We start from the raw sequence: 23532 nt of genomic DNA on the forward strand, positions 1-23532 counted from the left end.
CCCCACTGTCTGTGCGCCGCCAGGGACTCGAACCCCGGACCCGCTGATTAAGAGTCAGCTGCTCTAACCAACTGAGCTAGCGGCGCCTGCTGACCTGGAAAACAATACACGGTTCCGAGGGGTGCCTCGAACCGCGTCCGGCCGCACCGGATCGGCGATGCCCGTTTCCTCCCGGTTGGGGTGGAGTTTTGGCGCGGTTAGGGTGGAAACGTGCCCAGCCCCACCGGACGTCCGCGCGCCCGCGGAGCCGTCGCCGTCCTGCTGCTGATCAGCGCGGTGGCGTACACCGCCTGGGTGCTGGAGGTCGTCCTGAGCACCGGGCTCGACCCGGTCCAGGCGTACATCAGCGAACTCGCCGCCGCGGACCAGCCACTGGGCGGGCTCTTCCGGGCCACCGACCTGGTCGCCGGTCTGGCCGTCCTCGCGGCGGCCGGCACCGCGCTCGTCGGCACCGGGCAGGTCGACACCGCCCGCCGAACCGGCGCCGAGCCCGTCGGTACCGCTCACCGAACCGGCACCGCCCGCCGAGCCGGCGCCGAGCCCGTCGGTACCGCTCACCGAACCGGCGCCTCCCGCCGAACCGGCGCCCCGCAGCCCCGCCACCGCTGGGCACTGGCGGGCTGGTCGGCCCTGGCCCTGTTCGGCGCGGCGACCGCCGCCGACTCCCGGCTGCCGCTCAGCTGCACCCCCACGAGCGACGAGGAGTGTGCCGCCCGCGAGACGGCCGGGCTCGTGCCCGCCACCCACACCGCGCACGCCGTCACCAGCAGCCTCGCCATGATCGGCGCGCTCGCCGGGCTCGTCGCGCTCACCGTGGCCGCGCGCCGCTACGGATGGTGGCCCCCGGTGCGCCGGTACGGGCCCTGGCTGCTCGGCGCCGAACTGCTCGCGACCACCTGGAGCCTCGCCGCGATCGGCGCCTTCCAGGCCGGACGCGGCACCTGGGCGCTCGGGGCCGGCCAGCGGCTCCAGGTGCTGCTGGTCGCGCTCTGGCTGGGCGTCCTCGCGTGGAGCCTGTTCCGTGGGGAGGCCGACGACCGGCGGGCGCACGACCGGGCCGCGCCCACCCGGGACCGGGCGGGCCGGGAGCCGGTATGACGGCGGCCGGCCTCGCGCCCGTCCGGGCGGCGTTCCTGCGCATCGACGGCGTGCCGCTGCACGTCCGCACCGAGGGCGAGGGCCCGGTCTGCGTGCTCACCGGCGGTCTCGGCAGCAGCTGGTTCGACTGGGACCTCGTCGTCCCGTTCCTCGCCCCCTACCGCACCGTCGTCCGCTTCGACCGGCCCGGCTACGGTCTGAGCGCCCCCGAGCCCGCCACCGGCCGGCCCGCCCCGACGGCGGCCGGCGAGGCCGGGCGCATCCGGGCCGTGCTGGACGCCCTCGGGCTGCGCGAGCCGTGCACGCTCGCCGGGCACTCGCTGGCCGGCTTCCACGTCGAGGCCTTCGCCCGGCTGCACCCCGAGCGGGCGGCCGGGCTGGTCCTCGTCGACGGCAGTGTCGAACCGGCGCCCCGGCCGCTGCCCGCCCCCGGGCTGCGCGACCTCGCCGTGCGGGGCGCCGCCGGCGCCGCCACTGCCCTCGCCGTGCCGTACCTGTTCGGCCCGGCCGCCCGGCGGCTGACCGCCCGGCTCACCACCGTCCGCCGCGAGGACCTGGCCCCGCCGGACCTCGTCCGGCACTGCTACCGCACCGGCCGCGCGCTGCGCGCGCTGCTCCGGGAGAACGCCCGCTACCTCGACGTCGCCGCCGAGCTCGACGGGCTGCGCCGCACCCGGGCCCTGCCCGAGGGCCTGCCGGTCACCGTGCTCGCCGCCGACGACGGACTGCGCTCCCGGCGGACGGAGGCTTGGCTCGCCGAGCAGCGGGAGCTCGCCGCCCTGCTCGGCGCGGACTTCCGCACCACGGCCCCGGCCGGGCACCTGGTGATGTTCGACCGTCCGGACGCGGTGGCCTCGGCGATCCTCGACACGCACTGACCCGCGGACGGCCCGCGGACGGCCGGCGGCAGGAGCCGCAAACGCCGGAAGGCCCCTCGCTCTCGCGAAGGGCCTTCCGGCTGTCTGTGCGCCGCCAGGGACTCGAACCCCGGACCCGCTGATTAAGAGTCAGCTGCTCTAACCAACTGAGCTAGCGGCGCTTGCTGACCCGGAAGACATTACACGGGACCGGGGCGATCCGCCGAATCGTATTCGGCCGATCACGTTACGTGAGATTCTCGTGCGGGCCTTCAGGTGGCGTCCGGGAAGTGGCAGGCCGCCTGGTGCCCGTCCCCCGCGAGCGCGGGCTTCTCCTCCTCGCAGCGGGTCCGTGCCCCGGGCTCCGTGAGGCGGGCGTAGACCGGGCAGCGGGTGCGGAAGGGGCAGCCGGCGTGTCGCTGGGTGGGGGAGGGCGGATCGCCCGCGAGGAGGATCCGGTCCCGGGCGCGTTCGGCGGCCGGGTCGGGCAGCGGGACGGCGGAGAGCAGCGCGCGGGTGTACGGGTGGCGGGGGCGGTCGAAGACGGCGGCGACGTCGCCCTGCTCGACCGTCCGTCCGAGGTACATCACGCTGACCCGGTCGGCGAGGTGCCGGATGACCGAGAGGTCGTGCGAGACGAACAGGTAGGACAGGCCCAGGTCGGCCTTGAGCGACTGCAGCAGGTTGAGGATCCCGGCCTGGATGGAGACGTCGAGCGCGGAGACCGGCTCGTCCAGGACGAGCAGCCTGGGGCGGACGGCCAGGGCGCGCGCGATGGAGATCCGCTGGCGCTGCCCGCCGGAGAACTGGTGCGGGTAGCGGCCGGCGTGCTCCGGCTCGAGGCCGACCTGGCGCAGCAGTTCGGGCACCCGCCCGGCGATCTCGTCGCGCGCGGCGCGCTGGGCGCGCAGGGGCTCGGCGATGATGTCGCCGACCGGCATCCGGGGGTCGAGGCTGGCCATCGGGTCCTGGAAGACGATCTGCAGCTGCGACCGGAGCCGGTGGGCCTCGGCGCGGGTGAGCCGGGACGTGTCCTGTCCGAGGAGCTCGATGCGGCCGGTCTCGGGGGCGGCGAGGTCGAGCAGCTCGAAGAGCGTCGTGGACTTGCCGGAGCCGGATTCGCCGACCAGGCCGAGGGTCTCGCCCTCGCGGAGGTCGAGGTCGACGCCGTCCACGGCGTAGACCTCGCCGACGCGGCGCTTGAACACCGTGCCCTTGAGGAGCGGAAACGTTTTTCCGAGCCCGCTGACCGCCAGTACCTGCGGCCGGGTGTCGCGTGCCCCGGTCACGGCGGGGGCGGGCACCTCCGGCACGGGGTACACGTCGGCCGGCGCGGGCCGCTGCTCGGCCAGCTCCGCCGAGCGCACGCACGCCGCCAGGTGGCCGTCCCCGCCGAGCAGTTCCGGCTCGGCCGTCGAGCAGCGCGGTTCGGCGAGCGGGCAGCGCGCGGCGAACGGGCAGCCGGGCGGCAGGTCGGCCAGTGGCGCCGGGCTACCGGGGATCGGGACGAGCGGCCCGCCGCGGCCGTCGAGCCGGGGCACCGCGCCGATCAGGCCGAGCGTGTACGGGTGGCGCGGGGCCGCGAACAGCTCGTCCACACCGGCCGTTTCGACCACCCGGCCCGCGTACATCACCGCGACCCGGTCGGCCGTCCCGGCGATCACCCCGAGGTCGTGGCTGACCAGCACCAGCGCGGCGCCGGTCTCCCGCTGGGCGGTGCGCAGGACGTCGAGCACCTGGGCCTGGATGGTGACGTCCAGGGCGGTGGTGGGCTCGTCGGCGAGCAGGATGTCGGGGTCGTTGGCGACGGCCATGGCGATCATCGCGCGCTGGCGCATGCCGCCGGAGAACTCGTGCGGGAAGCTGTCGAGCGCGCGGTCGGGGGCCGGGATGCCGACGAGGTCGAGGAGTTCGGCGGCGCGGCGGCGGGCGGCGGCCTTGTCGGTCTTCTGGTGGACGCGGATCGCCTCGGCGATCTGGTCGCCGATCCGGTAGACCGGGGTGAAGGCGGAGAGCGGGTCCTGGAAGACCATCGCGACCCGCCGGCCGCGGATCGAGGCGAGCTCCCGGCCGGGCAGCCCGACCAGCTCCCGCCCGTCCAACCGCACCGAGCCCCGGACCCGGGCGGTGCCGGGCAGCAGCCCGAGGACGGACAGCGCGGTGACGGACTTCCCGGAGCCGGACTCGCCGACGATGCCGAGGGTTTCGCCGCGCCGCAGGGTGAGGTCCACCCCGCGCACGGCCGGGACCGGGCCCTGCGGGCCGGCGAAGTCGACGCGCAGGTCGCGGACGGCGAGCAGGGGGGTTTCGACGGCGGTGCCGGGGGTGCTGGTCACGGCGGTGGTCACGGCTTCTTCCTACGGGCGCGGCGGCGGGGCGCGCCCGCGGCGGTGGGGTCGAGGGCGTCGCGCAGCCCGTCGCCGATGAGGTTGACGGCGAGGACGAACAGCACCAGCAGCGCGGCGGGGAAGTAGAACAGCCAGGGGAACACCGGCGCTTCGCTGGTGCCGGCCGCGAGCAGGGTGCCGAGCGAGACGTCCGGCGGTTTGACGCCGAAGCCGAAGTAGGAGAGGGCGGTCTCGCTCATGACGGCGCCGCCGACGGCGATGGTGGCGTCGATGATGAGGAAGGACGCGACGTTCGGCAGGACGTGCCGCAGGATGATCCGCAGCGGCCGGACGCCCATGAAGCGTGCGGCGCGGACGAATTCGCGCTCGCGCAGGGAGAGCGTCATGGACCGGACCACCCGGGCGGTGATCATCCAGTTGAACAGGGCGAGCAGCAGGACGAAGGCGATCCAGCCGGTGCTCTTCAGCCGGGGCGAGACGATCGTGATGATCAGGAAGCTGGGGAAGACCAGCAGCAGGTCCACGACGAACATCAGGCAGCGGTCGGCCCAGCCGCCGAAGTAGCCGGCGCACGCGCCGACCAGCGAGGCGAGCACGGTGGAGAAGAGCGCCACCAGCAGACCGATGACCAGCGACTTCTGCAGGCCGCGGACGGACTGGGCGAAGACGTCCTGCCCGATTCCGTTGGTGCCGAACCAGTGCTGGGCGGAGGGCGGTTGGTGCAGGGCGCCGAAGTCGGGTGCGGCGTAGTCCCACTGCGTCAGGTACGGCCCGCCGAAGGCGAGTGCGAACAGCAGGAGGACGAGGACGGCCCCGGCGAGCGCTCCGCGGGCGGCGAGCAGCCGGGTGAGGACGAGCCGGGCGCGGCCGGTGCCGCGGGGCGCGGGGGCCGGGGCGGCGGGTCCGGCCGGTTCTGCGGCGACGGTGGTCATCTGGGTCACCTCCGGTCAGGACCGCACGCGCGGGTCGAGGGCGGCGTGCAGGGTGTCGGCGAGGAAGCCGGAGGCGAGGACGACGAGGGCGGTGAACAGGTTGACCGCGACGACGGAGTTGACGTCCTGTTCGTTGATCGCCTGGATCAGCCACTCGCCCATGCCGTGCCAGCCGAAGATCGTCTCGGTGAACACCGCGCCGGTGAAGATGCCGAGGAAGCTGTAGGCGAACATCGTCGACATCGGGATCACGGCGGTGCGCAGCCCGTGCTTGAGCAGGGCCCGGCCGCGGGTGAGGCCCTTGGCCTCGGCGGTGCGCAGGTAGTCCGAGCCGAGCACGTCGAGCATGATGCCGCGCTGGTAGCGGCTGTAGGTGGCGAGGCCGTACAGCGCGAGCGACATGGTCGGCAGCAGGAGGTGGAGCGCCCAGTCGGAGAGGTGGGCGCCGAGGCCGCCGGCGAGCCCGGGGGTCTCGTAGCCGGTGAACGGGACGACCTCGTGGCCGGCCGCGTCCTTGGCGGCGATGGCGCCGTTCTTGAGGAAGAGGGCGACCAGGAAGACCGGGGTGGAGAGGAGGACGAAGGAGAGCAGGGTCAGCAGCCGGTCGGATATCCGGTACTGCCGCACGGCGCTCCAGGCGCCGACCGCGACGCCGAGCACCATGCCGAGCAGGCTGCCGATCAGCAGCAGCCGCAGCGAGACCCAGATCCGCCGGCCGAAGTCGTCCGTCACCGGGGTGTCGTGGATGGTCCGGCCGAGGTCGCCGTGGACCAGGCCGTCGGCCCAGTGGCCGAAGCGCACGACCACCGGGGTGCGGTCGTTCAGGTTGAGGGCGGTGAGCTGGTGCTCGACCGATTCGGCGGACGGACGGGGGACCTTGGCCTCGAAGTAGGTGCGCGGCTGGAGGGCGGCCGCGGATATCGCGTAGGCCAGGAACACGGCGGCGACGAGCAGGACGGCGTAGTAGCTCAGCCGCTTCGCGAGGTAGCGGAGCATCAGCGGCCGCCCTGGGTGGGGGTGGGGCCGACGCGTCTGGTGGGCATCGGGTGGTGGCCTTCGGTCGGTGGCCCGGGTGCGGGCCGTGTCACGGGCTGTCGGGAAGCAGCAGGTCAGAGTGTTCCAGCGGCGTACGGCCGCCGTGTTGCACGCGTGTTGCCGCGTGTGACTTTTGGATCAGACGTGAACTCCTGCCTCTGGTCGTGGAACTGAACGGCTGTTACGTTCTGCTGGCTCGGTGCCGACTTGGCTGCCCACACTCAAGCCCCGCCACACCTCGCGCGGCACATCTCCTGTCCCGTATTCCCGACGAACCCTCCAGGGGGACCCCCATGGACGCTGCCACCACGGCCCGCCGCTTCGGCCGGGCCACCGCCCCCGCGATAGCCGTCGCCCTGGCGGTGACCGCGTGCACCTCGGGCGGTGGGGGCTCCGCCGACAACGTGGCCAAGAGCGAGCCGCCGAGCCAGGGCTCCAACGACATCAACCCCAAGTCGCCGGACCAGCTGAAGGACGGCGGGGAGGTGCGCTTCCCGCTGTACCAGTGGATCACCCAGTGGAACCCGTTCCAGGTGGACGGCCGCTACGGCGACGCCGTCGACATCATGCGGGCCCTGGAGCCGTCCCTCTTCTCCACGGACGCGGAGGGCACCTTCCACGCGAACCCGGACTACCTGGTGGACGCCAAGGTCACCTCGGCCTCGCCGCAGGTGATCACCTACAAGCTCAACCCGAAGGCCAAGTGGTCGGACGGCAAGGCACTGAGCTACCTGGACTTCAAGGCCGACTGGGAGGCCAGCAACGGCAAGAAGGACGGCTACAACATCGCCGACTCCTCCGGCTACGAGCTGATCTCCGGCGTCGAGCAGGGCGCCGACCCGTCCGAGGTCAAGGTCACCTTCTCGACGCCGTACGCGGACTGGCAGAACCTCTTCCGGCCGCTGATCCCGGCCGCCGGGATCGCCACCGCCGACGACTTCAACAAGGCCTGGATCGAGAAGATCCCGATCACCGCCGGCGCGCTGAAGCTCGGCGTCGCCGACAAGACGGCCCAGACGATCAGCCTCGTCCCGGACCCTGCGTGGTGGGGCGCCAAGCCCAAGCTGGACAAGGTCACCTTCCGGGTGATGTCCCAGGCGGCGACCACCCAGTCGTTCCTCAACAACGAGATCGACTTCGCGACGGCCGGCACCGCGACCGCCTACGGCCAGCTCAAGGACAACAAGGACACGGTGATCCGCACCTCCAGCCCGTGGGACGAGGTGCACATCTCCTTCGGCGGGGGCGGCGCGCTGACCGACCAGAAGGTGCGTCAGGCGCTCGGCAAGGCGCTCGACCGCGACTCGCTGATCAAGATCGCCAACAATGGCGTGCCGGTGCAGTTCAAGCCGCTCGGCAACCACATCTTCATGCCCAACCAGGCCGGCTACCAGGACAACTCGGGCGAGTGGGCGAAGTTCGACCTGCCCGCCGCGAAGAAGCTGCTGGACGACGCCGGCTGGAAGGAGGCGGGCAGCGGTCAGCCGCGTACCAAGGACGGCCAGTCGCTCGAACTGCACTTCGTGTTCAACGACTCCAGCCCGCAGGCCCAGATCGACCTGTACACCGCGGCCGCGGCGATGTGGCTGCAGGCCGGGGTGAAGGTCGACCTGGACAAGGTGGCGAAGAACGACTTCTTCACCAAGTACATCAACGTGGGCAAGTTCGACCTCGCCAGCTGGCGCAACACCGACTCGTTCCCGCTCTCCCAGAGCCTGACCAACTTCCGCCTGCCGGAGGGGGACAACGTCTTCGGCAACTACTCGAAGCTCGGCACCCCCGAGATCGACGAGCTGCTGAAGAAGGCGGCCGGGACGGTCGACCCGGTGGAGGCCGCGAAGTACTACAACCAGGCGGACGCCAAGATCTGGGAGCTCGGCCACACCGTCGAGCTGTACCAGCGGCCCGAGGTGGTCGCGGCGCGCAAGGGCCTGGCCAACTACGGCGCGTTCGGCCTGGCCTCGACCGACTACACCAAGATCGGCTGGGAGAAGTAGCCGCTGCCCCCGACGCGGCGGTCGCCGCGGGCACGGCGGCGGGACAGGCGCTGGCGAGCAGCGCGGTGATCACGAGGCCGGTGGTGCGGACACGGGTGGGACGGCCTTGCCGCCCCCGTTGTCCTGCCACCGGCCTTGACCTTCCGCGTTGCCCGCAGGCCGCCCGTGTCGTGGGGCCCCGCAGGGCCCGCGCTCGCTTTCCAACCGGGGACGAATGTAGCGGGCGGTCCGGCGGCTCGGGCGGTACGGCGCGGGCGCGCCCGGAAACCCGTCGTGCTGTCACCCGGTTCGCGCACCGGAGCGTCAACTGGGGCTGACGGCAAGGGGAAAGGAACGAAGGAAAAGGGACGGAAGGGGCGGGTCCGGCGTCCGCCGGTCCGCGCCGGTGCGTGCGCCGGGCCCGCCCCGCTGCCAGGATGCGCGGGACAGCCCAGCCGTCCGTCCCCGTCCCGGAGCAGCGCGATGACCAGCGATTCCGCCGCAGTGCCCCACCCGCACCCCGCCGACCCGCCCCCGGTGCGCCGGATGGTCCCGCGCGACCGGAACGAGCGGCACCGGGTCGCCACGCCGCTGGAGCTGTTCTTCGACCTCTGCTTCGTCGTCGCGGTCGGCCAGGCCGGGCGCGAGCTCGCCCACTCCCTCGCCGCCGGGCACTACGGCGAGGGCCTGCGGGGCTTCGTGCTCGCGTTCTTCGCGATCTGGTGGGCCTGGATGAACTTCACCTGGTTCGCCTCCGCGTACGACTGCGACGACGTGCCGTACCGGGTCACCACGCTGGTGCAGATCGCCGGGGTGCTGATCCTCGCGGCCGGCGTGCCGAGGCTCTTCGAGGCGCAGGACATGGTCCTCTCGGTGACCGGCTACGTGGTGATGCGCCTGGCGATGGTCACCCAGTGGCTGCGCGCCGCCGCCAGCGAGGAGGGCCCGGCGCGCGGGGTGGCCCTGCGGTACGCGCTGGGGATCACGCTGTGCCAGGTCGGGTGGGTGGTGGTGCTGCTCCTGCCGCACGGCGCCCGGCCGTTCGTCATCCCGATCGGGGTGCTGGCCGAGCTGGCCGTGCCGGTCTGGGCCGAGCTGCGGATGCAGACCACCTGGCACCCGCACCACATCGCCGAGCGGTACGGGCTGTTCACCCTGATCGTGCTCGGCGAGACGGTCGCGGCGGCGACGGTCGCGGTGCAGTCGGGGGTGGACGAGCACGAGGGGCTGGGGCGGCTGGTGCCGGTGGCGATCGGCGGGCTGCTGATCTGCTTCTCGGCCTGGTGGATCTACTTCGCCCGCCCGGTGCACGAGCACCTGCGCTCCAACCGGCAGGCGTTCGCGTGGGGCTACGGCCACTACGTGGTGTTCGCGGCCGCGGCGGCGATCGGCACCGGGCTGGAGGTCGCGGTGGAGTCGGCCGTGCACAAGGCGGAGATCTCCGCGACGGCGGCCACCGGGACGGTCACCGTGCCGACCGCCGTCTACCTGTTCACCGTCTGGCTGCTGCACTCGCGGCACACCAAGACTGGTGCCGCGCAGGCGCTGGCGCCCGCCGGCGCGGTGCTGGTGCTGGCCTGCACGGCGCTCGGCGGCTCCGGGGTCCTGGCGGCCGGCCTGGTGTGCGCGGCGATGGTGGCCGTCGGGGTCGCGATGCACGCCAGGGAGGCGTGAGCGGCCTCCGGGCGCAGTCCGAGCAGCATCGGCTCGTGCCGGGCGAGCCAGGCCAGGTAGGCCGGGTTGACCTTGGCGAGGTCCAGGTAGGCGGCCCGCAGTTCGCCGTACAGCGCCTCCAGGGCGGTCGGGGCGAGCGCGCGCGGCCGCCAGGTGAGCAGCAGGCGGACGGCGAGCGGATCGCCGTGGACCGGGCGCACGACCGTCCCGGGGCCGGGCAGGGACGTCGGCTGGCAGGGGCGGACGGCCTCGCCGGAGGCGACCAGGTCGGCGGCGGTGGTGTTGTCCCGGACCTGCACCACCCGGGGGTTGAGGCCGGCCTCGCTGAACACCCGGCGCATCGCCGCGTACTCGTGGTCGGCGGTCGGGTCCACCATCCAGGTGTCCTCGGCGAGGTCGGCGAGGTGGACGACCGGGCGGGCGGCGGCCGGGTGGCCGGCGGCGAGCGCGACGAACTGCGGCTCGCGGGCCATCAGGACCCGGTGCTCGGCGTCCGGGGGCACGCGCAGCGGGAAGCCCTCGCTCTCGTACACGAAGGCGACGTCGAGCTGGTCGGCGGCGACCATCCGCAGCAGGGCGCTGGCGGAGATGTCCACGTGGATGGTGGTGTCGGTGTCCGGCAGCCGCTCGTGGACGCGGCGCAGCCAGGCCGCCACCGCCCGGCTGCCGACGCTTCCGATCCGCAGCCGCCGCCGGCTGCCGGGGCCGGCCGACTCCCGGGCCTCCTGGCGCGCGGCGGCGACCAGCGCCGCCATCTCGGTGATCACCGGCCGGGCCCGGGACAGCACGGAGTGGCCGAGCGCGGTGGGCCGGCTGCCGGTCTGCTCGCGGGTGAACAGGGTGCCGCCGATGGCCCGTTCGATCCGGTGCAGCTGGGTGGTGAGGGAGGGCTGGGTCATGCCGAGCCGGAGCGCCGCCTTGCGGAGGCTGCCGGTGTCGGCTATCGCGCACAGCACCCTGAGGTGTCTCACGTCGAGCTCCACGTCGGGAGCATAGACGCCGACGACCCTTGTCGCCAAGGACATGACACGAATCAACACGGCGGAGGCCCACCGGTATTGACCGGCGTTATCGCCGGTTGACATCATCCGCGACGGCCGTGCCCGGGGGGAATCTGGGGCAGCGATTCCAGCCCCCGGCCGGCAGGCCCGGGGCACCCCCACATTCCGCCCGCCGCCGCCGGCCCCCAACCGGCACCGGTGGCCGGGCGTTTCGCGATCCGGAGCCCCCACATGTCTCGATCCGTCATGTCCCGATCCGTGCTGTCCGCCGCCCTCGGCGTCGCGCTCGCCGCGGGTCTCGCCGCCCTGCCCGGGACGGCCGTCGCCGCACCCGCCGCACCGGCCGCGAGCGTCGCGGGCTACACGCCCGCGGCCGGCTCGGCGTACGCCGGTTCGGCCGCCGAAGCCGCCGACAACCAGGCGTTCTTCCAGGCCGTCATGGCCTCCGCCAAGGCCAAGCAGGCCGCCAACCCGTGGCTGCTGACCGTCACCGTCACCTACGACACCGGCAACGCACCGTCCTTCACCAGCCAGATATCCCAGGCCGCGCAGATCTGGAACGGGTCGGTGCGCAACGTCCAGCTCCAGGAGAGCGGCGGTCAGGGCGACTTCTCCTACTACGAGGGCAACGATTCGCGCGGCTCGTACGCCAGCACCGACGGCCACGGCCACGGGTACGTCTTCCTCGACTACCAGCAGAACCAGCAGTACAACTCCCTGCGCGTCACCGCGCACGAGACCGGGCACGTGCTCGGCCTGCCCGACCACTACTCGGGGCCGTGCAGCGAGCTGATGTCCGGCGGCGGACCCGGCCCGTCCTGCACCAACCCCTACCCGGACGGCAACGAGCGCGGCCAGGTCGACGAGCTGTGGGCCAACGGCGCGGAGTAGCCGGGGCCCGATCGGGGTGCGGCGGGCCGTCCGGCCGGAATCGGGCGGCCCGCCGCTCGGTTGCTTCCCCGGGGCGGAGCCTAATCGCCCGGGCAGCGGAATGCCAGGGGTGAGAAAGAGTCAAGTCAAGCCAAAGCAGATTCAAAGGCTGGGAAAACCAGGGGTATTGGACAGGGCTATCGCGGGTTGACATCATCCGCCCCGCCGCCGCGCTGCCCGAAGCTCGGTGGACATCACCCGTTCACCAGGTGCCCCCCACGGCCGGCCCCCACCGGCCACGCACCGCAGGAATCGGAGCCCCCACATGTCTCGATCCGTCATGCCTCGATCCGTGCTGTCCGCCGCCCTCGGCCTGGCACTCGCCGCGGGTCTCGCCGCCCTGCCGGGGACGGCCGTCGCCGCGCCCGCCGCCCGGGCGGCCTCCGGCTACACCGCCTCCGCGTCCGCCGGCTCGGCGTACGCCGGTTCGGCCGCCGACGCGGGCCGCCACCACGGGGGGGTACCCGGCCGCCGGCGCGCGGCGCGCGGGCGGGCGGCGCGGGGCGCCCCCCCCCCGCCCCCCGACAACCAGGCGTTCTTCCAGGCCGTCATGGCCTCCGCCAAGGCCAAGCAGGCCGCCAACCCGAACCTCGCGACCGTCGTCGTCACCTACGACGCCAGCGGCGCCCCGTCGTTCCGCACCCAGATATCCCAGGCCGCGCAGATCTGGAACGGCTCGGTGGGCAACGTCCAGCTGCGCGCCGGCTCGGCCGCCGACTTCCGCTACTACGAGGGCAACGATTCCCGCGGCTCGTACGCCAGCACCGATGGCCACGGGCGCGGGTACGTCTTCCTCGACTACCAGCAGAACCGGCAGTACAACTCGCTGCGGGTGACGGCCCACGAGACCGGGCACGTGCTCGGCCTGCCCGACCACTACTCGGGGCCGTGCAGCGAGCTGATGTCCGGCGGCGGGCCCGGCACGTCCTGCACCAACCCCTACCCGAACGGCACCGAGCGCAGCCGGGTCAACTCCCTCTGGGCGCGCGGCTGACCGACCCCCCCGGAACCGCCCGGCCGCCGTGGGCCGCGGCCGGGCACCCCCGGTTCTGTCGGTGGCGCGTGCGAGCATGCGGGCGAGACCCCGTCCGCCCGACCCCGCGAGGTGCCGCCCCCGTGCCGAACACCGCCCCCAACGTGCCCGACTTCCCCGACCGCCTCGCCGACCTGCGCTTCGCCGACCTGCTCCGCCCGCACACCGGGCCGCTGCGCGCCGACGAGCGCTACGACACCGTGCACTTCGACGGCGGCGAGTACACCGACCAGGCGGCCGCCGGGGCGACGTTCCTGGAGTGCGCGCTCACCGGCGTCGCCTTCAGCGGCGTCAAGCTGCGCCAGGCCCGCTTCACCGACGTGTGGGTGCAGTCCGGCCGCTGGGTGGCCTGCGACCTGAGCGACGGCGAGTGGCAGGACAGCGCCTTCGTCGGCGGCGTGCTGGCCGGGATCGCCGCGCACGGCTCGGCCGTGCGCCGGGTGGTGTTCCGTGGCTGCAAGCTGGAGGCGGTCAACCTGCGGGCGGCCGTCCTGCGGGACGTCGTCTTCGAGGACTGCCTGCTGCGCGACGTGGACTTCGCCGACGCGAAGCTCACCCAGGTGTCGTTCCCCGGTTCGACACTGGAGGAGGTCCACCTGCGCGGGGCCGCGCTGACCAGGACGGACCTGCGCGGCGCCGCCCGCCTCGGCCTCCCGGACGGCCACCTGGGGCTGCGTGGCGCGATCATCAACTCGCACCAACTCCTGGAACTGGCGCCGCAGTTCGCCCACGCCCTGGGCATCACCGTCCAGGACCGCTGAGGCCCGCCGGCCGGTCCCCTCCCCTTCACATCCTCGGAGTTTCCGTCCCCCGTTCAGCCGGTGGTCGCTCGATGACGGCCGGACGAACAGTCCACCAACCCTCCCGCCCGCATCTGGTGGGCCGGTTCGGCGCCGGTGGAGACTGCTCCGCGATCGATGAGCCCCGACTTGTGCACACAACATCGGTAGTGAAGGGACGGGCTGGGCTGATGGCCGAGCTGAGTCGTAGGAAGTTCGTGACGCTGTCCGGAGCCGCCGCCGCGGGCCTGGCCATGACCGGTGCCGGGGGCGCGGGGGCGGCCCCGACCGCCGCGGGCGCGGCGCCCGCCGCCGTGAACACCGCGGCGCTGTCGCAGACCGGCACCATCGCGGACGTGCAGCACGTGGTGATCCTCATGCAGGAGAACCGCAGCTTCGACCACTACTTCGGCATGATGAAGGGCGTGCGCGGTTTCGCCGACCGCAGCGCGATCCAGATCGCCGGCGGCTACAGCGTGTTCAACCAGCCGAACGGCACCGGCCGCCAGTACCCCTGGCAGTTCAGCCTCACCAAGCCGGCCGGCGGCGCCGACCCCGAGCGCCTCGCCCAGTGCAACGGCGACCTCGCCCACGGCTGGAGCGACCAGCACAAGGCCTGGAACAACGGCAGGATGGACTCCTGGGTCGCGGCCAAGGGCAACGTCCGCACCCTCGGCTTCCTCACCCGCCAGGACATCCCGTTCCACTACGCGCTGGCCGAGAACTGGACCATCTGCGACGCGTACCACTGCTCGGTGCTCAGCGCGACCGGCCCCAACCGCACCTACCACTGGTCCGGCCAGATCGACCCGGCCGGCACCGCGGGCGGCCCCGCCTACGACGGCGGTGACGAGAAGGGCCTGCGGTGGCAGACCTACGCCGAGGCCCTGGAGGCCGCCGGCGTGAGCTGGAAGGTCTACCAGAACGCCGCCGACAACTACGGTGACAACGCCCTCGCCTACTTCAGCCAGTTCGCGGGCGCCCCGGCCGGCAGCGCCCTGGCCGTCAAGGGCATGGCGTCCGTGCCCGCCGTCACCGGCAGCACCCCGGACGACATCGTCGCCGCGATCAAGGCCGACGTGCTGGCCGGCACCCTCCCGCAGGTCTCCTGGATCGTCCCCGACCAGGCCTCCTCCGAGCACCCGTACGCCACCCCGGCCGACGGCGCGCACTTCGTCCACAACGTGATCGACGCGCTCAACGCCGACCCGAACGTCTTCGACTCCAGCGTCCTGTTCATCAACTACGACGAGAACGACGGCTTCTTCGACCACGTCCCGCCGCCGGCCGCCCCGGCCGGCACCCCGGGCGAGTTCTACAGCGGCACCAACATCGGCCTCGGCTTCCGCGTCCCGATGATCGCGGTCTCGCCCTGGACCCGCGGCGGCTGGGTCAACTCCGAGACCTTCGACCACACCTCGGTGCTGCGCTTCCTGGAGACCTGGACGGCCGCCATCGGCGCGCCCGCCACCTGCCCGAACATCAGCGACTGGCGCCGGCGCGTGTGCGGTGACCTGACCAGCGCGTTCGACTTCGCCAACCCGGTCTACGGCCTCCCGGCGCTGCCCGACACCTCGCAGACCATCGGCCTCGCCGCCTGCGGCCCGCTGTCCAACCCGGCGCCGGTCAACAACCAGCTGCCCGTCCAGGAGTCCGGCACCCGCCCGGCCCGCGCGCTGCCCTACCAGCCCAACGCCAACCTGGACCACCTGGAGTTCGGCTCCGGCGGGGTCATGAAGGTCTGGATCAGGATGGCCAACGGGGGCACCGCCACCAAGTCGGCCCACTTCTCGGCCTACGTCAACGCCTACCGCAGCGGCGGCCCGTGGCAGTACACCGTCGACCCGGGCGCCGGCACCAGCGACTTCTTCAACTGCGGCACCGGCTTCGGCAACGGCCCGTACGACCTCACGGTGGTCGGCCCCAACCGCTTCCTGCGCCGCTTCAAGGGCGACGCCACCAAGGCGGGCAAGAACGCGGCCGTCACCGCCTCGTACGCGGTCGAGCCGGGCACCGGCAAGCTGGCCCTCTACTTCGCGCTGGCCAACACCGGCAGCACGGCCCTCACCTTCACCATCGCGTCGAACAACTACCGCACGGACGGCCCCTGGACGTACCGGGTGCCGGCCGGCGGCAGCACCAGCGACTTCTTCAACGCGGTGGCCTACAACAACGGCTGGTACGACTTCACCGTCACGGTGGACGCCGACAGCAGCTGGTCGCAGCGGTTCACCGGCCACCTGGAGACCGGCGCCCCCAGCGTCAGCGGCTGACCGCCCCGCCGGAGGGGCCCCGGGGGAACCACGGATCGTGGACCTCCCGGGGCCCCTCCGGCGTCAGCAGGGTGAGCGTGAGCGGCGCCGCCGCGTACTCGGCCAGCAGCACCGAGCCGTGCCGGGTCTCCAGCTCGGCCTGCACGGGCACGCGCAGCTTGCTCAGCGCGCGCCGCAGCTGCAGCGCGTCCCGCCGGCTGACCGGCTGCGGGGCGCGCAGCACCAGCCGCAGCGGGCTGAGCGGTCCGGTCACCGGCACGCCGGTGCCCAGCTCGTAGCCGACGGCGCCGATCGGGCCCCAGGCCAGCCGGTGGTCCGCCGCCAGCTCGCCGACCGCCGGCAGCAGGGCGAGCCCCGGGACCTGCGCGACCCGGCCCGGCGCCAGCAGGGCCCGCCGGGCCGGGAGCTGCTCGGGACGGAAGGTGCGGGCCACCGCCGCCCAGGGCGCGAGCGCGTGCAGCAGCTGGCCGCGGCGCGGGCCGCGCACCGTCACCGGGATCCAGTGCTCGGGCGCCGTGACGTCCCCGGTGTAGCGCACCGGGTGCGGGGTGTCCACCGGGGAGCCGACCACGGCGGGCGCCCTGGCGACCGTCACCCACGGGTGCGCGCGGAGCACCGCCCGTGCCCAGTCCGGGAGTTCGCCGCCGCCGAGCGGGCGCAGCGAGCCGGGGCACTGCATGAGCAGCAGGTCGTGCGGGCCGGGCAGCCGCCCGTCCAGCGCGGCGAGCGGCCCGACCAGGCGGCGCGGGCCGCCGTGCTGTTCGTCGATGGCGTTCCTCACACCCCCACCGTCCGCCCGGCCGGGACCGGCCCGCTACGGCCCTTCGATGCGTTCGACCGGGACCAAAGACTCAACGCACGCCGCGTCGAGGCCCGACGTGCGCCCGTCCGGTCGTGGTGTGAGAGTGGGGGACAGCCCGGTATCCGTCCGGAGGAGGAGTCATGGGCATCTTGGACAGGATCTTCCACAGGGGGCACGAGGCCGCCGGGCCGGACGCCACCGAACGGGCCGCGCTCGCCCACGACGAGGCGGCCGACGCGTACAGCGACGACATCGAGCGGACGCGCGAGATGCGCGAGTCGCAGCGGCAGCAGGTCCAGGACCAGGCCGAGGCCGACCGGCGGGCCGCCGAGAACATGACGGCCGAGGGCGACCCCTGGGACTGATCCGAAGGACACTCCCTAGCCCCTCGGCGGCAGCGGCGGGCGCCGCAGGTCCGGCCGGGGGGTGTCGTCCGGCGGGGGCGCGGCGGCGGGGGCGTCCTCCAGCAGCTCCAGCGCCAGTTGGACGGCCGTGTGCAGTTCCGGGTGCCGCCCGCCGGCCCAGTCGCGCGGGCCCCGCAGCACGTGCACGTCGGGTTCGACGCCGTGGTTCTCCACGGACCAGCCGAGTCCGCCGGTGAACCAGGACGCGTTCTTCGGCACCGAGATCTGGGTGCCGTCGCCGAGGGTGTGCCGCCCGGTCATCCCGACCACCCCGCCCCAGGTGCGGGTGCCCACCACCGGTCCGAGGCCGAGCAGTTCGATCGCCGCGATGATCACGTCGCCGTCCGAACTGGTGGCCTCGTCGGCGAGGGCGACCACCGGTCCGCGCGGGGCGTTGCGCGGCCAGCGGACGGGCTGGCGGTCGCGGGTGAAGTCCCAGGCGAGGACGCGCCGGGTGAGCTTCTCCAGGACGAGCTCGGAGACGTTGCCGCCGGCGTTGCCGCGGACGTCGAGGACGAGGGCGGGCTTGTCGAGCTCGCGGCGCAGGTCGCGGTTGAACTGCGCCCAGCCGGAGCCGCCGAGGTCGGGGATGTGCAGGTAGCCGCACCGCCCGTCGCTGAACTCCCGTACCAGGGCGCGGCGTTTGACCACCCAGTCCTGGTAGCGCAGCGGCCGTTCGTCGGTCAGCGGGGTCACCGTGATCCGCCGCACGGGGGAGCCGGGGTCGCTGCGCAGGCCGATCTCGACGGTGGTGCCGCCGGTGCCGGCGAGCAGCGGGAGCGGGCCGCGCACCGGGTCGACCGGGCGCCCGCCGATCTCCAGCAGTTCGTCGCCGTCGCGCACGCCCTGGGCGGCGAGCGGGGCGCGGGCGCGCGGGTCGGAGGACTCGCCGGGCAGCACCCGGTCGACCAGCCAGCGGCCGTCGGGGGAGCGGTGGGCGTTGGCGCCGAGCAGGCCGAGCGGCTGCTGGGCGAGCGAGGGGCCCTCGCCGCGGCGGGACGGGGTGACGTAGGCGTGCGAGGTGCCGAGTTCGCCGAGGAGTTCGCGCAGCAGGTCGGCGAAGTCGTCCGGCCCGGCGATCCGGTCGAGCAGCGGCTCGTACTGGGCGACCAGGGCGGGCCAGTCGAGGCCGGACATCCGGTCGTCCCAGAACTGGTCCCGGACGATCCGGGCGGCCTCGTGGTAGGCCTGGCGCCACTCGGCGGCGGGGTGCACGGTGTGGTTGATCCGGCGCAGGTCCACCGGGGTGCCGGCGGAGGGGGCGCCGACCGGGACGATCCGCAGGGTCCCGGCCGAGTAGACCGCGATCGAGCCGCCGTCGCCGGACACCGCGTACCCGTCGAGCTTGTCGACCAGGGTGGAGCGGGTGCCGCGGGCGAGGTCGAAGTGCTCCAGCGAGGGGCGGCCGGAGGTGTCGTCCGGGCTGGTGAAGGTCTGTCCGAGGGTGCCGGAGATCGGCCAGCGCAGCCAGACCAGGCCGCCGCGGACGGCGTCGGTGGCCGAGTACTTGGAGGCGATCACCGGGAACTGCAGCAGCCGCTCGCCGATGCCCTGCGGGTCGACCCGGACGGTGCCGTCGCCGCCGCCGTCCCCGCGCGGGCCGCCGTCCTCGGCCGGTGCGGCGAACGGGGACGGGGTGTCGGCGGTGAGCGGGACGAGGTAGGGGCGGCAGCCGAGCGGGAAGGAGAGGTCGCCGGTGTGGACGTCGTGGACGGGGTCGAAGCCGCGCCAGGACAGGAAGGCCAGGTAGCGGCCGTCCCGGGTGAACACCGGCTGCTCGTCCTCGAACCTCCCGTCGGTGACGTCGGTGATCGGGGCGGGCGCGTCGGCGCGGGTGAGCCGGATGCGGCGCAGCGACCGCCCGGCGGCGGGCTGGGACCAGGCGATCCAGTGCGAGTCGGGGGAGAACCGGGCGCTGGAGACGGGCCCGTGGGCGGAGGCGGCGACCTCGCGGACCTCGCCGTCGGCGGCGGTGACGAGCAGCAGTCGCCCGTCCGAGGTGGCGGCGGCCAGCCGGGTGCCGTCGGGGGAGGCGGTGAGCTCCAGGACGCGGCCGAGCCGTCCGGCGGCGAGCACCCGGTGGCGGTGCCGCTCCCCGCTGGTGTGTTCGAGGGGGCCGTCGTGTCCGGGCAGCGGCATCACCTCGACGGCGTCCGCGCCCTCGGCGTCGGTGATCCAGGCGGCCTCGCCGGTGTGCCCGAGCATGACCGGCAGCCGGGTGCGCACCCCCGGGGTGTCGGCGAGCGCGCGGGCCGGGCCGTCCTTGTGGGTGAGCCAGTACTGGCTGCCGCGCACCGTGATCACCCCGGTCCGGCCGGTCTGGTCGCAGGCGAGGTCCTTGACCTGGCTCGCGGCACCGACCTGGTAGGGGCGGCGCCCGGCCCGCGCGCCGCCGAGCGGGACGTGCAGCCGGTGCGGCGCGGGGGCGTCCAGGCCGTCCAGCAGCCAGAGGTCGCCCGCGTGCTGGTAGACGATCCGGGTGCCGTCGGTGGCGGCCTCGCGGGCGTAGTAGGAGGCGTGGTCGGTGTGGCGGCGCAGGTCGGTGCCGTCGGGCCGGCAGGAGTAGACGTTGCCGATGCCCTCGTGGTCGGAGAGGAAGGCGATCCGGTCGTCGGGGGGCTCGCCGACGGTCATCGGTGAGGCGAGGTGGCCGCGGTGGCCGGGGAGCACCTGCTCGCCGTCCACCCAGAGCCGGCCGGTGGCGCCGCCGCGGTAGCGCTTCCACGCGGCGGGCTCGTGCGGGGCGGCGCCGGTGAGCAGGACGGTGCGGTCGCGGCTCATCTGGGCGTCGCCGACCGGGCCCCAGGGCATCCGGCGGCCGGGGGAGCCGTCCGGGGGCAGCGCGTGCGCCCAGGTGTAGTGGCCGAAGGGCTCGTGGAAGGAGGTGACGGCGAGCACCTCGCCGTCCGGCAGCCAGCCGCGCACCCGGGTGTCCTGGCTGCCCCAGTGGCTGAGCCGCTGCGCCTCGCCACCGGCGGTGGGGGCGGTCCACACCTCGGGGGTGAGGCCGAGCCAGCTGGTCCAGGCGAGGGTGGCGCCGTCGGGGGAGAAGCGGGGGTGGCTGACCCGGGTGCGGTCGCAGGTGACCCGCCAGGCCCGGTCGGTGGTGGCGCCGCCGGTGAGCCGGGCGATCCAGACGTCGTCCTCCGCGGTGAAGGCGAGCAGGTCCCCGTGCAGGTGGGGGTAGCGGAGGTAGCCGGGCGAGGTCACCCCTCCATCCTTCGACGGGGTGTCACGCCCGGCAACCGGGGCGGGCCGCGGGGGCGGGCCCCGACCGGTCTGGACCATTGACACCTCCCCGCCGCATCCACTTCAGTGGTCTAGTCCAACTTGGGTGCCAGGCCGGGCCGTTCCCCCCACTGGCGCGTGCTCCGGCGTGCCCTCGGACGTCCCCCACGACCACGCCCCCGCAGGAGCCCCCGCATGAGCAGAACTCCCCCGACCTCCCGTCGGCGCCCGTCCCGCGCCGCGCTCGCCGCCGGCACCGCCTCCGCCGTCGCCGCGGCCACCCTGGCCGGCCTCACCCTGGGCCTCGCCCCCGCCGCCTCGGCCGGCGAGTTCCTGGTCAACGGCGGCTTCGAGTCCGGCTCGCTCGGCCCCTGGAGCTGCTCCGGCGGCACCGGCAGCGTCGTCGCCAGCCCGGTGCACAGCGGGAGCTACGCCCTGTCCGGGGCCGCCGGCGCGAGCGACACCGCCCAGTGCGCGCAGACCGTCGCCGTCGCCCCCGGCACCACCTACACGCTGAGCGCGTGGGTCAACGGCTCGTACGTGTACCTCGGCGTCGACGGCGGCGGCCCGAGCACCTGGACCCCGGGCACCGGCGGCGCCTACCAGAAGCTCAGCGTCAGCTTCACCACGGGCGCCACGCAGACCAGTGCCACCGTGTACACCCACGGCTGGTACGGCCAGGGCACCTACTACGCGGACGACGTCTCGCTCGACGGGCCGGGAGCGCCGAGCCCGAGCCCGACGTCGACTCCTACGCCCACCGCGTCGCCCACGCCCACCGCGACCCCGACCGGCACCCCGACGGGCACGCCCACCGGCACCCCGACCGGTACGCCCACCGGCACCCCCCAGCCCGGCGGCCACGCCCTGGTCGGCTACCTGCACGCGAGCTTCGCCAACGGCGCCGGCTACACCCGGATGGCCGACGTCCCGAACTCCTGGGACTTCATCGACCTCGCCTTCGGCGAACCCACCTCGCCCACCTCCGGCGACATCCGCTTCAACCGCTGCTCCACCACCGACTGCCCGACCGCCGAGTCCGACGCCGACTTCAAGGCCGCGATCGCCGCGAAGCGCTCCCAGGGCAAGAAGGTGCTGATCTCGATCGGCGGCCAGAACGGCCAGGTCCAGCTCACCACCACGGCCGCCCGGGACGCCTTCGTCAGCTCGGTCTCGGCGATCATCGACAGGTGGGGCCTGGACGGCCTGGACATCGACTTCGAGGGCCACTCGCTCTCCCTCGACGCCGGCGACACCGACTTCAGGAACCCGACCAGCCCGGTCATCGTCAACCTGATCTCGGCGCTGAAGACCCTCAAGGCCACGTACGGGCCGGGCTTCGTGCTGACCATGGCGCCGGAGACGTTCTTCGTCCAACTCGGCTACCAGTACTACGGTTCCGGCCCGTGGGGCGGCCAGGACCCGCGTGCCGGCGCCTACCTGCCGGTCATCCACGCGCTGCGCGACGACCTCACCCTGCTGCACGTCCAGGACTACAACTCCGGCTCCGTCATGGGCCTGGACAACCAGTACCACTCGATGGGCGGCGCCGACTTCCACGTCGCGATGACCGACCTGCTGCTCAAGGGCTTCCCGGTGGCGGGCAACACCAACAACGTGTTCCCGCCGCTGCCCGCCTCGAAGGTCGCCATCGGCATGCCGGCCACCACCAACGCGGGCAACGGCTACGTCGCCCCGGGCGAGGTGGACAAGGCCCTGGACTGCCTGACCAAGCTCACCGACTGCGGGACGTACGTGCCGCGTTCGGGTGCCCAGCCGAACCTGCGCGGGCTGATGACCTGGTCGATCAACTGGGACCGGTTCGGCGGAGGGGAGTTCTCGAAGAACTTCGACGCCTACTACGGCCGCTGACCCGCGGCCTCGCAGTCCCGAAGTCCCGCAGTCCCGTGCTTGAACCTCACACCGGTGTGAGGTTCGAGCATGGTCCGCATGACGACCGCACAGAACACGCAGACCGCGAAGCCCGTATCCCGTACGGCACTTCCGTACCCCGCCCTGCTCGCGCTCGCCACCGCGGTGTTCGTCACCGCGCTGACCGAGACCCTGCCCGCCGGTGTCCTGCCCGGGATGAGCGGGTCCCTCGGCGTCGGCGAGTCGGCGACCGGCCAGACCGTCACCGTCTACGCGCTCGGCACCGCCGCCACCGCGATCCCGCTCACCGCGGCCACCTCCGGCTGGAGCCGCAAGCGGCTGCTGCTCACCGCGATGGCCGGCTTCGCCGCCGCCAACACGGTGACCGCGCTCTCCTCGGACTACCCGCTGACGATGGCGGCCCGCTTCGTCGCGGGCGTGGCGGCCGGTCTCGCCTGGGCGCTGCTGGCGGGCTACGCGCGCCGGCTGGTGCCCGCCGAGCTGCAGGGCCGGGCGATCGCGATCGCGATGGCCGGCATCCCGGTGGCGCTCTCCCTGGGGGTCCCGGCCGGCACCTTCGCCGGTCAGGCGCTCTCGTGGCGGGTGCCGTTCCTGGTGATGACGGCGCTGGCGCTCGGCGTGATCGGCTGGACCGCCGCCGTCCTGCCGGACCAGCCCGGCAGGACGGCGGGGGAGCGGGCACCGCTGCGGCGGGCGCTCACGGTGCCGGGGGTCGTGCCGGTGCTCGCCGTGACCCTGCTCTTCGTGCTCGCGCACACCATCCTGTTCACCTACATCGCGCCCTTCCTCGCCCGGGCCGGGCTCGGCGGCTCGACCGACTCGGTGCTGCTGGTCTTCGGCCTGGCCTCGCTGGTGAGCATCTGGTTCGTCGGCGCGCACATCCACCGCAGGCTGCGTGCGCTGACGATCGGCGGCGCGCTGCTGGTCGCGGTGACGGCGGGCGTCCTCGCGGTCGGGTCCGGCAGCGCGCCGCTGGTCTACTTCGCGGCGCTCCTCTGGGGCCTCGGCTGGGGCGGGGTGCCGACCCTGCTGCAGACCGCCGTCGGCGACGCCGGCGGGGAGCAGGCCGACGCGGCCCAGGCGATGCTGGTCACCCTGTGGAACGCCGCGATGGCGGGCGGCGGGGTGGTCGGCGGCCTCGTGCTCGGCCGCCTCGGCACCGGCGCACTGCCGTGGACGGTGCTCGCCCTGGTGCTCCCCGCCCTCGCGGCGGTCCTCGCCGCCCGCACCCACGGCTTCCCGGCCCGCCGCGGCTGACCGAACAGGGGC

16 protein-coding genes, 2 tRNA genes and 1 pseudogene are annotated in these 23532 nt (G+C 73.8%); 11 read left to right on the forward strand and 8 right to left on the reverse strand.

Annotated elements, in window-relative coordinates:
* Nucleotides 1-12 precede the first annotated feature (12 nt).
* Nucleotides 13-86 (reverse strand) — tRNA-Lys (locus ACFV4G_RS00585).
* 124 nt (nucleotides 87-210) lie between these two features.
* Between ACFV4G_RS00585 and ACFV4G_RS00590 the strand changes: the two genes are divergently transcribed.
* Both ACFV4G_RS00590 and ACFV4G_RS00595 read left to right on the forward strand, forming a co-directional pair.
* A complete protein-coding gene (locus ACFV4G_RS00590) occupies nucleotides 211-1098 on the forward strand; it encodes a DUF998 domain-containing protein (protein WP_380435204.1) in 888 nt (295 codons plus the stop codon).
* Entirely contained in the window at nucleotides 1095-1976 is an 882-nt protein-coding gene (locus ACFV4G_RS00595) for an alpha/beta fold hydrolase (RefSeq protein WP_380435205.1), read from the forward strand. Before ACFV4G_RS00590 ends, ACFV4G_RS00595 begins: the two co-directional genes overlap by 4 nt.
* Nucleotides 1977-2063: 87 nt before the next feature.
* Here the strand turns inward: ACFV4G_RS00595 and ACFV4G_RS00600 are convergent.
* From ACFV4G_RS00600 to ACFV4G_RS00615, 4 genes are all read right to left on the reverse strand, one after another.
* Nucleotides 2064-2137 (reverse strand) — tRNA-Lys (locus tag ACFV4G_RS00600).
* Between the two features lie 90 nt (nucleotides 2138-2227).
* Nucleotides 2228-4303, reverse strand: coding sequence for a dipeptide ABC transporter ATP-binding protein (locus ACFV4G_RS00605; RefSeq protein ID WP_380435206.1), 2076 nt, complete (start codon nucleotides 4301-4303; stop codon nucleotides 2228-2230).
* Entirely contained in the window at nucleotides 4300-5235 is a 936-nt protein-coding gene (locus ACFV4G_RS00610) for an ABC transporter permease (RefSeq protein WP_380435207.1), read from the reverse strand. The genes ACFV4G_RS00605 and ACFV4G_RS00610 overlap by 4 nt, the downstream gene beginning before the upstream one ends.
* A 15-nt stretch (nucleotides 5236-5250) precedes the next feature.
* A complete protein-coding gene (locus ACFV4G_RS00615) occupies nucleotides 5251-6231 on the reverse strand; it encodes an ABC transporter permease (protein WP_380435208.1) in 981 nt (326 codons plus the stop codon).
* Between the two features lie 332 nt (nucleotides 6232-6563).
* On the opposite strand from ACFV4G_RS00615, the gene ACFV4G_RS00620 reads away from it, so the two are divergent.
* Together ACFV4G_RS00620 and ACFV4G_RS00625 are read left to right on the forward strand one after the other, a co-directional pair.
* A complete protein-coding gene (locus ACFV4G_RS00620) occupies nucleotides 6564-8267 on the forward strand; it encodes an ABC transporter family substrate-binding protein (protein WP_380435209.1) in 1704 nt (567 codons plus the stop codon).
* A 462-nt stretch (nucleotides 8268-8729) separates the two neighbouring features.
* Nucleotides 8730-9920 carry a low temperature requirement protein A gene (locus tag ACFV4G_RS00625; RefSeq protein WP_380435210.1) on the forward strand — a complete coding sequence of 397 codons (1191 nt, stop codon included), beginning with the start codon at nucleotides 8730-8732 and terminating at the stop codon, nucleotides 9918-9920.
* 104 nt (nucleotides 9921-10024) lie between these two features.
* On the opposite strand, the pseudogene ACFV4G_RS00630 reads toward ACFV4G_RS00625, so the two are convergent.
* Nucleotides 10025-11008: pseudogene (locus ACFV4G_RS00630) on the reverse strand (LysR family transcriptional regulator); the annotation flags it as partial.
* 159 nt (nucleotides 11009-11167) lie between these two features.
* On the opposite strand from ACFV4G_RS00630, the gene snpA (ACFV4G_RS00635) reads away from it, so the two are divergent.
* The 4 genes from snpA (ACFV4G_RS00635) (at nucleotide 11168) to ACFV4G_RS00650 (ending at nucleotide 15936) form a co-directional block, all read left to right on the forward strand.
* On the forward strand, nucleotides 11168-11812 hold the full coding sequence (gene snpA, locus ACFV4G_RS00635; RefSeq protein ID WP_380435211.1) for a snapalysin: 645 nt from the start codon (nucleotides 11168-11170) through the stop codon (nucleotides 11810-11812).
* A 319-nt stretch (nucleotides 11813-12131) separates the two neighbouring features.
* Nucleotides 12132-12845 (forward strand): snapalysin, encoded by a 714-nt coding sequence (snpA, locus tag ACFV4G_RS00640; RefSeq protein ID WP_380435212.1) that lies wholly within the window; start codon nucleotides 12132-12134, stop codon nucleotides 12843-12845.
* 122 nt (nucleotides 12846-12967) lie between these two features.
* Nucleotides 12968-13645, forward strand: coding sequence for a pentapeptide repeat-containing protein (locus ACFV4G_RS00645; RefSeq protein ID WP_380435213.1), 678 nt, complete (start codon nucleotides 12968-12970; stop codon nucleotides 13643-13645).
* Nucleotides 13646-13854: 209 nt separating this feature from the next.
* Nucleotides 13855-15936 (forward strand): phosphocholine-specific phospholipase C, encoded by a 2082-nt coding sequence (locus ACFV4G_RS00650; RefSeq protein ID WP_380435214.1) that lies wholly within the window; start codon nucleotides 13855-13857, stop codon nucleotides 15934-15936.
* Here ACFV4G_RS00650 and ACFV4G_RS00655 read toward each other — a convergent pair.
* The gene (locus ACFV4G_RS00655) at nucleotides 15926-16717 is read right to left on the reverse strand and encodes a phosphoribosyl-dephospho-CoA transferase MdcG domain-containing protein (protein ID WP_380435215.1); all 792 of its coding nucleotides are present in this window, start codon (nucleotides 16715-16717) and stop codon (nucleotides 15926-15928) included. The genes ACFV4G_RS00650 and ACFV4G_RS00655 overlap by 11 nt on opposite strands.
* 161 nt (nucleotides 16718-16878) lie before the next feature.
* Between ACFV4G_RS00655 and ACFV4G_RS00660 the strand changes: the two genes are divergently transcribed.
* Nucleotides 16879-17103, forward strand: coding sequence for a hypothetical protein (locus ACFV4G_RS00660; RefSeq protein ID WP_380435216.1), 225 nt, complete (start codon nucleotides 16879-16881; stop codon nucleotides 17101-17103).
* 15 nt (nucleotides 17104-17118) lie between these two features.
* Here ACFV4G_RS00660 and ACFV4G_RS00665 read toward each other — a convergent pair whose 3' ends face one another.
* Nucleotides 17119-20430: a S41 family peptidase gene (locus ACFV4G_RS00665; protein ID WP_380435217.1), complete on the reverse strand. Its 3312-nt coding sequence runs from the start codon at nucleotides 20428-20430 to the stop codon at nucleotides 17119-17121.
* A 135-nt stretch (nucleotides 20431-20565) separates the two neighbouring features.
* On the opposite strand from ACFV4G_RS00665, the gene ACFV4G_RS00670 reads away from it, so the two are divergent.
* Nucleotides 20566-22242 carry a chitinase gene (locus tag ACFV4G_RS00670; RefSeq protein ID WP_380435218.1) on the forward strand — a complete coding sequence of 559 codons (1677 nt, stop codon included), beginning with the start codon at nucleotides 20566-20568 and terminating at the stop codon, nucleotides 22240-22242.
* 78 nt (nucleotides 22243-22320) lie between these two features.
* A complete protein-coding gene (locus tag ACFV4G_RS00675; RefSeq protein WP_380435219.1) occupies nucleotides 22321-23520 on the forward strand; it encodes an MFS transporter in 1200 nt (399 codons plus the stop codon).
* Nucleotides 23521-23532: the final 12 nt, after the last annotated feature.

Origin of the sequence: Kitasatospora sp. NPDC059747 (genome assembly GCF_042732955.1) — a bacterium.
In the GTDB taxonomy this organism is placed as follows: domain Bacteria; phylum Actinomycetota; class Actinomycetes; order Streptomycetales; family Streptomycetaceae; genus Kitasatospora.

What these genes read in the sequence shown, in the direction of transcription:
- ACFV4G_RS00625 (WP_380435210.1), top strand. Translation starts at nt 8,730, where the DNA reads ATGACCAGCGATTCCGCCGCAGTGCCCCACCCGCACCCCGCCGACCCG.
- ACFV4G_RS00615 (WP_380435208.1), bottom strand. Translation starts at nt 6,231, where the DNA reads ATGCTCCGCTACCTCGCGAAGCGGCTGAGCTACTACGCCGTCCTGCTC.
- ACFV4G_RS00665 (WP_380435217.1), bottom strand. Translation starts at nt 20,430, where the DNA reads ATGGTCCAGACCGGTCGGGGCCCGCCCCCGCGGCCCGCCCCGGTTGCC.
- ACFV4G_RS00660 (WP_380435216.1), top strand. Translation starts at nt 16,879, where the DNA reads ATGGGCATCTTGGACAGGATCTTCCACAGGGGGCACGAGGCCGCCGGG.
- ACFV4G_RS00595 (WP_380435205.1), top strand. Translation starts at nt 1,095, where the DNA reads ATGACGGCGGCCGGCCTCGCGCCCGTCCGGGCGGCGTTCCTGCGCATC.
- ACFV4G_RS00675 (WP_380435219.1), top strand. Translation starts at nt 22,321, where the DNA reads ATGACGACCGCACAGAACACGCAGACCGCGAAGCCCGTATCCCGTACG.
- snpA (WP_380435212.1), top strand. Translation starts at nt 12,132, where the DNA reads ATGCCTCGATCCGTGCTGTCCGCCGCCCTCGGCCTGGCACTCGCCGCG.
- ACFV4G_RS00610 (WP_380435207.1), bottom strand. Translation starts at nt 5,235, where the DNA reads ATGACCACCGTCGCCGCAGAACCGGCCGGACCCGCCGCCCCGGCCCCC.
- snpA (WP_380435211.1), top strand. Translation starts at nt 11,168, where the DNA reads ATGTCCCGATCCGTGCTGTCCGCCGCCCTCGGCGTCGCGCTCGCCGCG.
- ACFV4G_RS00650 (WP_380435214.1), top strand. Translation starts at nt 13,855, where the DNA reads ATGGCCGAGCTGAGTCGTAGGAAGTTCGTGACGCTGTCCGGAGCCGCC.
- ACFV4G_RS00670 (WP_380435218.1), top strand. Translation starts at nt 20,566, where the DNA reads ATGAGCAGAACTCCCCCGACCTCCCGTCGGCGCCCGTCCCGCGCCGCG.
- ACFV4G_RS00620 (WP_380435209.1), top strand. Translation starts at nt 6,564, where the DNA reads ATGGACGCTGCCACCACGGCCCGCCGCTTCGGCCGGGCCACCGCCCCC.